The sequence below is a fragment of the Pedobacter sp. Bi27 genome, from assembly GCF_918698255.1.
Classification (GTDB): domain Bacteria; phylum Bacteroidota; class Bacteroidia; order Sphingobacteriales; family Sphingobacteriaceae; genus Pedobacter.
Map to the genome: position 1 here is coordinate 361,960 of NZ_CAKKMW010000005.1, position 12,468 is coordinate 374,427.

At 38.0% G+C, this 12,468-nt stretch carries 11 protein-coding genes; 4 read left to right on the forward strand and 7 right to left on the reverse strand.

Translation table 11 applies throughout. From position 1 onward, the window contains the following. Window positions 1–136 precede the first annotated feature (136 nt). Together LQ227_RS18675 and LQ227_RS18680 are read right to left on the reverse strand one after the other, a co-directional pair. The gene (locus tag LQ227_RS18675) at window positions 137–1,972 is read right to left on the reverse strand and encodes a UbiD family decarboxylase (protein ID WP_230150511.1); all 1,836 of its coding nucleotides are present in this window, start codon (window positions 1,970–1,972) and stop codon (window positions 137–139) included. A gap of 104 nt (window positions 1,973–2,076) precedes the next feature. Then, entirely contained in the window at window positions 2,077–2,556 is a 480-nt protein-coding gene (locus LQ227_RS18680; protein WP_230140021.1) for a Dps family protein, read from the reverse strand. Window positions 2,557–2,840: 284 nt separating this feature from the next. On the opposite strand from LQ227_RS18680, the gene LQ227_RS18685 reads away from it, so the two are divergent. After that, window positions 2,841–4,385 (forward strand): LysM peptidoglycan-binding domain-containing protein, encoded by a 1,545-nt coding sequence (locus LQ227_RS18685; protein WP_230140019.1) that lies wholly within the window; start codon window positions 2,841–2,843, stop codon window positions 4,383–4,385. Between the two features lie 2 nt (window positions 4,386–4,387). Next, the gene (locus tag LQ227_RS18690; protein ID WP_036669687.1) at window positions 4,388–5,032 is read left to right on the forward strand and encodes a uridine kinase; all 645 of its coding nucleotides are present in this window, start codon (window positions 4,388–4,390) and stop codon (window positions 5,030–5,032) included. 159 nt (window positions 5,033–5,191) lie between these two features. Here LQ227_RS18690 and LQ227_RS18695 read toward each other — a convergent pair whose 3' ends face one another. From LQ227_RS18695 to LQ227_RS18715, 5 genes are all read right to left on the reverse strand, one after another. Further along, window positions 5,192–5,851, reverse strand: a complete 660-nt coding sequence (locus LQ227_RS18695; RefSeq protein WP_230150514.1) for a CoA transferase subunit B — start codon at window positions 5,849–5,851, stop codon at window positions 5,192–5,194. Window positions 5,852–5,907: 56 nt separating this feature from the next. Beyond that, window positions 5,908–6,609 carry a CoA transferase subunit A gene (locus tag LQ227_RS18700; protein ID WP_215127968.1) on the reverse strand — a complete coding sequence of 234 codons (702 nt, stop codon included), beginning with the start codon at window positions 6,607–6,609 and terminating at the stop codon, window positions 5,908–5,910. Window positions 6,610–6,906: 297 nt separating this feature from the next. Further along, window positions 6,907–7,995 (reverse strand): sorbosone dehydrogenase family protein, encoded by a 1,089-nt coding sequence (locus LQ227_RS18705; RefSeq protein WP_230140015.1) that lies wholly within the window; start codon window positions 7,993–7,995, stop codon window positions 6,907–6,909. Between the two features lie 295 nt (window positions 7,996–8,290). Then, window positions 8,291–10,669, reverse strand: a complete 2,379-nt coding sequence (locus LQ227_RS18710; RefSeq protein ID WP_230140013.1) for an endonuclease MutS2 — start codon at window positions 10,667–10,669, stop codon at window positions 8,291–8,293. A 1-nt stretch (window position 10,670) separates the two neighbouring features. Next, window positions 10,671–11,204 carry a DUF4296 domain-containing protein gene (locus tag LQ227_RS18715; protein ID WP_230146611.1) on the reverse strand — a complete coding sequence of 178 codons (534 nt, stop codon included), beginning with the start codon at window positions 11,202–11,204 and terminating at the stop codon, window positions 10,671–10,673. 93 nt (window positions 11,205–11,297) lie between these two features. Here LQ227_RS18715 and LQ227_RS18720 point away from each other — a divergent pair, with 93 nt between their 5' ends. Both LQ227_RS18720 and LQ227_RS18725 read left to right on the forward strand, forming a co-directional pair. Continuing rightward, entirely contained in the window at window positions 11,298–11,999 is a 702-nt protein-coding gene (locus LQ227_RS18720; protein ID WP_230140009.1) for a YggS family pyridoxal phosphate-dependent enzyme, read from the forward strand. 1 nt (window position 12,000) lies between these two features. After that, on the forward strand, window positions 12,001–12,468 hold the full coding sequence (locus LQ227_RS18725; protein WP_230140007.1) for a GNAT family N-acetyltransferase: 468 nt from the start codon (window positions 12,001–12,003) through the stop codon (window positions 12,466–12,468).

Sequence of the window (12,468 nt, forward strand, 5' to 3'; positions counted from 1 at the left end):
CAGCACCGTTTTTGGTTGGTTAAACTAAGCGATTTGAAGGTACACAAATCAGCACCAATAAAAAAGTAATTAGCCCAGAAGTTGAAAGCATAGCCTAAGTATGCTTAAGAAACAATTTTTTATTTTAATTATTCGACTAAATTAGTCCATGCAGGCTTCCACCCTCTTGGCCCAAAACATCCAGCTTTTTTTCTACAGCTTCATCTTTGATCAATTCAGGTGCATGGTGAGGCTTTTTCCTCGCATCGATAATCAAAGAACCTTTACAGCCCCAATGTTTATTAATGGTAAAATCGTTAATACCGTAAATATCAGCCGCCGGGTTGCTCCTTGTAAAAGCGACCCAAACCAGATTATCAATAGTGTTAGCCGTAAATTCTGCGTCGTCTGCCAATATAATTAAAGGTAAGCCCGATAAATCCTGATCGATCAAAGCCATATTCAATAAAGCAATTTCAGCAGCTGTTTTCTCCGGACTTAAATATTTGTCACTTCCTAAAACTAAAACGCCTGGAATGGCTATTTTCGGCTGATAAAATCCGTCGCCTAATTTCAGTCCTTCAGGAATCTTATTCCAAAGTTCACGCTGCTTGTCTCCTGCCGCCGCAATTACTACCTTCGATCCGCTGTTTAATCCATCACCGCTATAATCAAGTGTATCAATTGTAGTATTGGTATAAAAATGAACATCCCTCGTTAAATCGATCCGTTCTAAAATATGCGTAAGAAATGCTTCAATATGGTGCGTGCTTAAATGCTGATCATCTTCTTTGGCTGCAATAAACAGATATTTGGCCAAACTCAATTGATTTTTCCCCAGTATATGGTTCGCTATGGTTAATATTTCCTGAGGTCTGCGTGCTTTTAAATATGGGGTATAACGCTCACTGCCGATAGCAAAAAGCAAAGGATGAACGCCAGCCGCATCAACCGCATGAACTTCTTTTAAACCATGAATTTCCTGTGGTATGGCCGAGCCTGTAATTTCATGGATTAAAGCCCCAAAACTGGTATCCTCTTGCGGCGGACGACCAACAACCGTAAACGACCAAATGGCATCTTTTTTATGATACACGTTGTGCACTTTCATCAAAGGAAAAGGATGCGTTAAACTGTAATACCCCAAATGATCGCCAAAAGGCCCTTCTGGCTTATTCTCATTTGGATAAACCGTTCCGGTAATAACAAAATCGGCATCTGCAGAGATACAAAAACCTTCATCATCATAAAAATAACGGAAACGCCTATCGCCCAATGCACCTGCAAATGTCATTTCCGATAATCCTTCCGGTAAAGGCATCACTGCGGCTAAAGGATGTGATGGGGGTCCACCGACAAAAATGCTCACTTTTAAGGGTTGGCCGAGGGCGTTGGCTTTTGATTGATGTACACCAATCCCTCTATGGATCTGATAGTGCAACCCGATCTCCTGGTCCTGGATATAATCGTTACCACCCAATTGGATGCGATACATGCCCAGATTTGCATTTAAAACGCCTGGTTTATCTATATCTTCAGTATAAACCTGCGGCATGGTAACAAAAGGGCCACCATCCATAGGCCAGTTTACAATTTGTGGTAATTGACTGATACTTGTTTTTAAAAATTTTCTTTTTGCAGAAGGTGTTTTAAGTGGCAAGGCCGATAAAGCCGACATTGCAGAACCCGCATATTTAAATGGATTTTTTAATGCTTTTATGGGATCATTCCTTAACGATACCAGCTGTTGTACTTTTGGTAAAGTATCTCTAAAAATAAATTTCGATCGCTCTAATGTCCCAAACAAGTTTGAAACAGCAGGAAAAGGACTTCCCTTAACTTTTTCGAATAGTATTGCTGGTCCTTTATTTTCGTAAACCCTTAAATGGATGGCTGCCATTTCTAAATAGGGATCTACTTCTTCTTTTATTCTGATTAAATGACCGTGCTTTTCGAGATCGGATACACATTCTGCTAAACTTTTGTATGCCATGCCCAAAGATAAATAATTAGATTTTCTCAGAAACAAAAAAGCCCCATATAAGTAGATTTTACAATAAAGCTACTTACATGAGGCTTTTAACCACCTAAATTATATTATTTCTTTCCTGCGAAAGCGCGCAACATCCAGGTATTTTTCTCTTTAAACTGCATAAAGCGGTTAACCATATCGTTAGAACCATCGTCTCCGGCAGCATCTGTAGCTTCTAAAAGTTCTCTTTCCAATTCGATCAATGCAGCCATATCATCTAAAATGGCATCAACCATATCAAGATCTTTAAGGCCAATGGTATCAATTTCTTTAATTTGAGATTCTTTTATATAATCGGCAAAACGGCTATGCGGTGCTTTACCCAAGGTTAATACACGCTCGGCTATCTCATCAATAGTTAATTGTGCATTGGTATATAATTCTTCAAACTTAACATGTAAAGTAAAGAAGTTCTGACCTTTAATATTCCAGTGGCAACCTCTTAGTTTTTGATAATGAATATGATAATTAGCCAAATAATCGTTCAAAAGATCTACAACTGGTTTAACTTCTTTTTCGTTTAAGCTTATTTCTTTAGCGTCCATTTTTTTTATTATTTATGATGTTTTTGATGTCTACGTAACAACCCAAATTTATAAAAGTTTTGCTCAATTTTGTCTTTTGAACAATACGTTATTTATTAGATCGTTTAATATTCAATTATTATAGGGAACAACAATTTTACAAACATTTGTTAATGAATGGCATATCGATATTAAGCTATTAAAGTCATCTTATTTTTACTTAAAAACGAATAGCTGAACATAGACTGATTAACAATATTATTCGTATAATTGCTCCCTTTGACTTAGAAATTTACATAAAATAAATGCATAAAATATATTTATCTGCTGTAGTGTTATTTGCCTTAAACATTGCAAATGCCAAAGCCAACACAGCAAGAGACTCTATCGGTGTAGAAAATAATAAAGGCAAAAAACTGATCGTTCATCAAACTGTAGCAAAAGACACTTATTATTCAATAGGAAGAAGGTATAATGTTTCTCCTAAAGAGATTATGGCCTTTAATGACAATAAATACCTTCAGGTTGGGGTAATCATTAAAGTTCCAACAAATATTCCTTTTACCGCAACAGGATCAGCTAACAGCACACAAAATCAAAGCGCTTCTACTGGCAATATAATAGAGCATACCATCAAGCCAAAAGAAAATCTAAACATGCTCGCCGAAAAATATGGCACAACCATTAATGAGATTAAAGCCTTAAACAACCTGAGCAGCAGCAATTTGAGTATCGGTCAGGTTTTAAAAATCCCTGCTAAAAATGGAGAACAAACTGCAACAGCTGCTCCGGTAACGCCACCAGCGAAGAATAATACAGAAACGCCTCAAGCCAATACATCATCTGCTGATCAAACCATGATTGAGCATACTGTTGCGCCTAAGGAGTTTTTAGGCAAAATAGCCGAAAAATACGGCACTACTGTTGAAGAAGTAAAAAAAGCCAACAATCTTTCAGGAAATAACTTGCGTATCGGTCAGAAACTTAAAATTCCGGCAACTAAAAACATTGATGAGAACAAAGTAGTATCTGCCGCTGAAGAAAAACCTGTTCAGGAGAACAAATCTACAGATGCGGCCGGCACACATACTGTTTTAAGGAACGAAACTATTTTCACCATCGCTAAACAATATGGCATTACCGCTTACCAGATTAGAAAACTGAACGATTTGCCTGATAACGCCATTACCATTGGACAGGTTTTAAAAGTACCGGGAGGGATTATTACAGATGTTCAGGTTCCGAAAGAAAAACAAGCTGAAGCAAAAGCTAAAGAGGTAGAAGCAAAAGTTAAAGACGCACCAGCAACAAAAGAAGAAAGTTTTATTCATACCGTTGCTACTGGAGAAAACATTTTTACCATTGCTAAAAAATACAATTTAACTGCTTATCAGATCAGAACAGCAAATAAACTGGAAGATAACGCAATTAAAATTGATCAGAAACTGATTATTCCTAAACCGCCACAGCCTAAATCGGTAAATGATTTATCGAAAGAAGAGCAGGAAAACGAACCAGATAGCACCATGGTTAAAGACCCTAAACTTCGCCGCGACCCGAGCGTATATGGTTTAAGTCAGATCGAAGAAAAAGGAACCGCAGTTTGGATTGCAGACCAAGACCTGGATGGAACAAAAATGTTGGTTTTACACCGTACAGCACCTGTGGGCAGGGTAATTAAGATTACCAACCCAATGACCAACCGCACTACCTTTGCCAAAGTTGTTGGTAAATTTACGGAGAACGAATCCACAAAAGATGTTATAATTGTAATGACTAAAGCTGTAGCCGATTCATTGGGCGCTTTAGACAAACGTTTTTTCTGCAATTTAACATATAGTGCTCAATGAGTTTGAACAAAAAGCCATTTATAATTGGTATTGCCGGTGGTAGTGGATCGGGTAAAACATTTTTCTTAAACTGTTTTCTTCATCATTTTAAACAGGATGAAGTAACACTCGTATCGCAAGATGACTATTATATCCCAGCGGGCGAGATGACACAGGAAGAAAACAAGTTATACAACTTCGACCTCCCTTCTACCATTGATAGCGAACAGTTTTTAAGAGACATTAAACAGTTAATGAGTGGCGAGGTTGTTTATAAAAAAGAATACAACTTCAATAATCCACTCGCCGTTGTTAAAATTTTGGAGATTAAATCGGCACCTATTATTATTGTTGAGGGTCTTTTTATTCTCCACTTTAAAGAAATTGCCGCCCTGTTGGATCATACCATTTTTGTTGATGCAGATGAACAGGTAGCTTTAGATCGCCGTATAAAACGCGATGGCTTGGAACGTGGTTACCCTGAAGATGATGTATTGTACAAATGGCACAACCATGTAGTGCCAGCCTATAAAGAATATTTATTGCCGTATCGCGAACAGTGTAATAAGGTAATAATGAACAACACCAACGAACCCGAAGAAATTATCGGTATCACAGAAGATATCTCCAACGATTTAAGGAATAGTATTTTAGTAGATATACAGTAACTTCAAAGAAGTCAAGCTTTAAAAGCTTGACTTCTTTTTGTGCGAGGAATCGTAATGTCTTGATAGGGTTTACAGGGTGCATTAAGATTAGCTTCGCTGAGCACTTCGTGGTTCCCGCCTGCGCGGGAATGACGACCTTTCTTTAAAATCAATCACCAATTAATCCAACCTCATTTCAGGAATCTCACCTTCTATTACCAATCTTCCAGCCGTAGATTGTTGTATAAATTCGATACTTACGCCTGCTGCACGCTCCAAAAGTTTAAAACCACCTTCGGGCAGAATATCCAAAACCGCCAATTCGGTTACAATTTTTTTGATGCACTTTACACCAGTTAAAGGCAAAGTACAATTAGGTAATAATTTACTTTCTCCGGCTTTATTGACGTGTTGCATCGCCACAATAATATTTTTGGCCGATGCTACCAAATCCATAGCCCCTCCCATTCCCTTCACCATTTTACCAGGTATTTTCCAGTTGGCAATATCTCCATTTTCTGATACTTCCATTGCTCCCAGAATAGTCAGATCTACTTTTTGCGCACGGATCATCCCAAAACTCATTGCCGAATCAAAAATAGACGATCCTGGCAAGGTGGTGATGGTCTGTTTCCCTGCGTTAATTAAATCGGCATCTTCCTCTCCTTCGAAAGGAAATGGCCCCATACCCAATAAGCCGTTTTCAGACTGTAACACGACGTTAATTCCTTTTGGAATATAATTGGCGACCAAAGTAGGTATGCCAATACCAAGGTTAACATAGTATCCGTCTTTTATTTCTTTAGCAATACGCTGTGCGATTTCTTCTTTTGAAAACATATTTTTTTAATGATTGATTGAAAGAATTTCGAATGAGTGAATGAACCACCAATGAACTATTGAACCTTCCTCACCGTTCGCTGCTCGATTCTTTTCTCATAATCTTTCCCTTGAAAAATCCGATGAACATAAATACCAGGTGTATGGATATAATCCGGATCTAATTCGCCAGCTTCTACCAATTCTTCTACTTCGGCAATGGTTACTTTACCTGCCATAGCCATTATAGGGTTAAAGTTGCGGCTGGTAGACCTGAAGATCAAATTCCCAGCGGTATCACCTTTCCAAGCTTTAACAATAGCGAAATCAGCATCAAAAGCATATTCCATTAAATAATCCTTGCCATCAAAATTGCGCACTTCTTTGCCTTCTGCCACTTCGGTACCCACACCCGCAGGGGTAAAAATTGCAGGCATACCATATCCGGCTGCCAGGCAACGCGTAGCCAAAGTACCTTGTGGAATAAGGTCTACTTCAAGTTCGCCACTTAGCAGTTGCCTTTCAAATTCGGCATTTTCACCTACATACGAAGAAATCATTTTTTTAACCTGGCGTTGTTTTAGCATTAAACCAATACCAAAATCATCAACACCAGCATTATTAGAGATACAGGTTAAATTTTTCACCTGCTTGTTTACCAAAGCATTAATGCAATTTTCTGGAATACCGCAAAGCCCGAAACCACCGAGCATAAGGGTAGCACCATCTGATATATCTTTGATAGCCTCTTCAGCTCCAGATACCACTTTATTTATCATCTTATGAATTTTTTGGTTAGTTCGCTAAATTACAAATTGCCTTCAAAAATGTAGCATTTATAATTTTTAAATCTTCCAGGAATATTAATTAATTGGAATTAATCTAAATAACTATTACCTTTGTGCAGCAATGGTTTACGAGAGAGAAGAAAGTCTATTCATACTACCCACCGATCCTGAATTTCAAAAAGGCATGGGTTTTATTTTCAGCTGTACGGCTGAGCACAAAAAATGTTGTGAGAAATTCAAAAAAGGTAAACGCTGTAAGAAGTGCCCTGGCAATAAAAAGAAATAAGCCTATTTAGCAATTTCCACAATTTTATCATCGCTTCCGTTACTGGTACAGATATAAATTTTCCCTTCAGGCGATTGGCAAACAGCCCTTATCCTACCATAAGTGTTTACATAAAAATCTTTCGTTCCAGTAATTTTTGTTTGAGCATCGTCTAATTTAAGCTGCATCAATTTAGTCCCTTTTAGTACTGCCAATAGTAACGAATTTTTAAACTGCGGAATATAATCTGAATTGTAATAAGCTAAACCGCTGGGTGCAATAGTTGGTGTCCAATTGATTAATGGCTCTGCCACATTGTTGGAACTGCAGAACGATTGTTCTCCACTTTCATTACAAAAACCCTTAATATTTGGCCATCCGTAGTTTCTTCCCTTTTCGATAATATTAATCTCATCATCTGAATCAGGGCCATGCTCCGAAGAAAAAATTTTATTGCCCACCTGGGTTAATCCTTGTGCATTTCGATGCCCTAAAGACCAAACCGGGTTATTTGGATAAGGGTTATCACCGGGGATCGAGCCATCTAAATTTATCCTTAAAATTTTACCCGCTAAAGAGTTAACATTTTGAGGATTGCCAGTATCAGCAGCATCGCCAGTACTGATAAATAGTTTACCGCCACTAATCAGCAAACGCGAACCATTGTGGATTGAAGCAGCAGGAATCTGATCCAATAATACCTGCGGACTCGTTAAATTTCCACCAGCGTAAGTATAACGCACCACTTTGGCTTTATAGGTACTTCCATAGCCATAAATTACATAAACATAAGGGTTACTGGTAAAATCGGGATGGAGTGTCATTCCAAGTAAGCCGCCTTCTCCGTTGGTACGCACTTCGGTTATGGTAAGTAAAGGCGTTACTTGCCCATTGGCAGGGTTTAAACGACTAATTTTACCTGCTTTTTCGGTAAACCAGATGAAATTATCAGGGCCATACGCAATTTCCCAGGGAAAGCTCAATCCGGATACAACTACTTTTGATTTTAATTCTACATCGGGTAAATTACCCGGATCGTCACTATCATCACCATTCTTTTTGCAATTTGTAACGAATAGCATTACAAATAAGCAGAGTAGTATTGCCCTCATAACCGTAACGTTTTATAAATAACAACGTTACGGTTATAAAGTTTTGTTTTTATTGGGCGGACATCATTTCGAGCGAAGCACAGCACAGCCGAGAACCACGAAGTGCTCTGCGCAGCAAAATCTTTATATAATTAGCTTTTAGATTGCTGTCAGATGTTACCATCTGACAGATTTTCAAAAAAATGATTTAGTGTCGGATGGTAACATCCGACACCACAACTATTCCGCTTTGCTTCAGTCGAGAGGACGCCTAGGCAACTTAAATCTCATGTCTCACATCTCTTATCTCACAACATCAATTCAAATACACATAAGTAATCCCATCCCCGCCTCGATCAGCATGTTCATCTTCCATCCTATTTACCTGACTATATTTACGCAGGTATTCTCTGATCATTTTCCGCAAAATACCATCACCTTTACCGTGAATCAGCTTAATGGACGGAAAGCCAAGCATAATGGCTTTATCTAAATACTTCTCTACTTCAAAGAGGGCATCTTCAGTTCGTTTTCCACGAAGATCAAGTTCGGCCCTGAAACCAGATACGGCATCATTCATGCGCCCTGCAAAAGAATTTGCACTGCTTTGAACTACTTTTTTAGCTTCCCGGTTACTCACTTTTTGAACGCGGTTCTTTTTAATAGTCGATCGTAAATCGCCGATAGCCAAAACCAATTCATTGCGGTTAATTTCTAAAACCTGACCAATGGTTTCACTATCCGTAAATTTCACTAAATCACCAATTCCAATTTCACCACCAACAATTACCTGTACTGGTTTAGAGCGCTCTTTCGGAATAGTATTTTTAACCAGCTCTTTTTGCAAATTCTGGCGGAGTTCTTTAGTTACTTCTTTATCAGCTTGCTTTTCCTTAATCTCGGCAATGGTGTTTTCAACCAGTTTATTGGCATTTTTAATAATATTCTGCGCCTCTTGTTTCGCTTCTTTAATCAGTACCTTTCTATTCTCCTCTAAAAAGCTTTTCAACTTTTCATTTTCGGCAACCAAGTTTTTAGCTTTATTCTGCTGATTGGCTAAACTTACTTTGGCGTCGTAAACATTTTTCTTTTCGCGCTCCAGATCAATAAGCATGGTATCTACTCGGTTCTGGTTAGATCCTGTTTTTTCTTTAGCCAGCTCGATTACCTCTTTTGGCAAACCAATATTCTGAGCGATTTCGAATGCATAAGAACTACCAGGTTTACCCATTTCTAAAATGTAGAGCGGTTTCATTTTGGCATTATCAAAAAGCATTGATGCATTTTCCAAACCAGGTGTATTACCTGCAAAAAGCTTTAAATTAGAATAGTGGGTAGTAATTACCCCCCTAACCTTTTTATTGTTCAACACCTCTAAAACAGCTTCAGCCATTGGTCCTCCAAACTGCGGATCGGTTCCGGTACCAAACTCATCAATCAGCACCATCGTTTTTGGCGAAGCATGCTCTACAAAATAGCGCATCTTTTTTAAGTGTGCACTGTAAGTACTTAAATCACTTTCTATAGATTGGTCATCGCCGATATCGGCAAAAATATTTTCAAAAATACCCACTTCACTATTTGCATCAACCGGAATTAACAAACCTGTTTGCAACATAATCTGCAAAAGGCCAACGGTTTTCATACAAACCGATTTACCGCCTGCATTTGGCCCTGATACCAATACCACCCGGGTTTCGGCATCTATATGGATATTTAAGGGTGTAACCGTTTTCTTTTCTGCAGCAAATGAAATCGATAACAAAGGGTGCCTTGCATTAATCAGCTTGGTTTTAGACTCTTTTAACAAACCTGGCATTTCAGCTTCAATATCCATCGCAAATAAAGCCTTTGCACGAACAAAATCCAGTTTGGTAAGGAAACCATGGTAAGAAAGCAATAATGGCGAGTATGGCCGCAAATCGTCCGTTAGCGCAATTAAAATCTTAATAATTTCCCGGCGCTTGTCAAACTCTAAGTCGCGCAACTTATTATTTAAGGTAAATACTTCTTCAGGCTCAATGTAAACCGTCTGCCCTGTTGCCGATTCATCGTGTATAAAGCCCTTGAGTTTACGCTTGTTCTCAGCCAAAACCGGAATACACATTCTACCATCACGAATGGTTAAACTACCATCGGCAACCCAGTTATTGGCAATAGCCTGCTTGTAGATCGAATCCATTCGCTTACGCACATCTTGTTCGGCCTTCGAAATGGCAGAGGTAATCTCCTGCAATTCTTTTGATGCATTTGGTTTGATCTTTCCTTTGGCATCTATAACGCTTTCTATTTTACGAAGGATCGTTTTTTCGATCGGCAGATGCTCAAATAAAGCTTCTAGCGTAGGATATACTTCTGCACGTTCTTCGAAAAAACGGAGTACTGAGAAAACAGTATGTAACGAAGTGTATACCTGAAACCACTCATCTTCCAATAGATAAGTGCCTTCAACCCTGATTTTTTCAACCAGCGACTTAATATCAAAAAAGGTATTAATCTGTAGAGGTTCCTGATTTTGCAGGATACTTTTAAACTCGTTTGTTTGACGTAAAAACTTATCAATCTGATCAAAACGGTTCATCACCTGCATCTTCTCTACCATTGTTTGCCCCATCGGACTTAAACAATGTTTGCTAATCAGTTGCCTGATCTCAACAAAACCTAAACGTTCTAAACAGTTTTCGGGATATAACATATTATTGTACAATAGCTGGACTTGGAACTACTTCCGATAAGCCAGCTTTTTTTATATTAATTAATGAATCGGCCTGTTTTTTCTTCTTTGCAATTTCAGCAACTGCTTTAACCTTCGATAAAGAATCTGGTTTCATTTTTTTTCTGATCGCAAGAGAATCGGCCTTAAATTTCTTTGCTATCACTAAAGAGTCGGCTCTAAATGCTTTTTTCTTGATTATCAGATCAGCTAATGCTGTTCCCTTTTTTTGCTTGGCTAACAATTTTTGTATGTTTTTATACATCGCCTCCAATGCTACAGGGTTGGTATTATACCATATTAAACTCCTGTTATATTCGGCAGAATCTGTACCAAATTTTTTATAAATCCCTTTATAATAAGCTGCTGCTACCTTCTTTGCTGAATCTACTACATAAATACTTGAAAGGTATCCATCAACAATGTGCATATCGTATAAAATCTTTTCCATTTTATCAGGTTTAATAATGCCATCAGGTATACCAGGTTTGCAACCAAACCATAATATAGCTGTCATTAAAACCCATATTAATCTCTTCATGCTTAATTTAAATATTATTTTTTGCCCAAATTGCGGCAAGGTTATTAATTTTACCAAAAATAGTTATAAATGAGCATAGCTGATAATCTTAAACAATATAAAAGCGAAGTTGAATCAGGCGGGGTAAAACTAATTGCCGTTTCAAAAACACAACCAGTAGAATCAATTTTAGAAGCCTACAACGCCGGACAGCGCATTTTTGGAGAAAACCATGTACAAGAAATGGTAGATAAACAGGCGCAACTTCCAAACGATATCGAATGGCATCTTATTGGCCATTTACAAAGTAATAAGGTAAAATACATTGCTCCTTTTGTAAAACTTATTCATGGGGTCGACAGTTTGAAACTGCTACAGGAAATCAATAAACAGGCTGCAAAAAGCAAACGCGTAATTGATTGTTTATTACAGGTTTACATTGCAGATGAAGACACTAAATTCGGACTTGGTTTTGATGAAGTGATCGAATTGCTACGTGCCGAAGACTTAGCCGAATTGAAAAATATCCGTATTGTGGGTTTAATGGGGATAGCCACTAATACTAAGAACGAAAAGCAGATTACGACCGAGTTTCAGGAACTAAAAGTATTTTTTGATGGTATTAAAGTGAGCTTTTTCCGTAAAGACGATGCTTTTAAGGAAATATCGACTGGAATGAGTGCAGATTATAAAATTGCAATTGAAGAAGGAAGTACAATGGTACGCATTGGTAGCAGTATTTTCGGAAAAAGGGTAATTAAACATTTCAAAAACGATAATACGGCGAATTAATATGGATTTTAACATCAGATTTGCGACTGCAGAAGATTGTCCAAGGATATTGGAATTAATTAATGAGCTGGCCATCTATGAGCGTGCCCCTGAAGAAGTGACAGTTACCTTAGATCAATTTATCGATGCGGGGTTTGGCAAAAACCCGGTATGGAAAGCTTATGTAGCCGAGGTAAATAATACAATAGTGGGCTTCGCGCTATACTATACACGCTACTCTACATGGAAAGGATGCAGGTTATATCTCGAAGATTTTATCGTAACAGAAGAATTTAGAGGAAAAGGCTTGGGTAAAGTATTATTCGAAAAAGTGATAGAAGAGGCTAAAAACGGTAATTATAGCGGCATGGTTTGGCAGGTATTAGACTGGAACGAACCTGCAATAAATTTTTACAATAAATATAAAGCACATTTAGAAAGTGGCTGGTTAAATGCGGCTTTCTCCAAAGAACAAATCAAGGCATTTTAA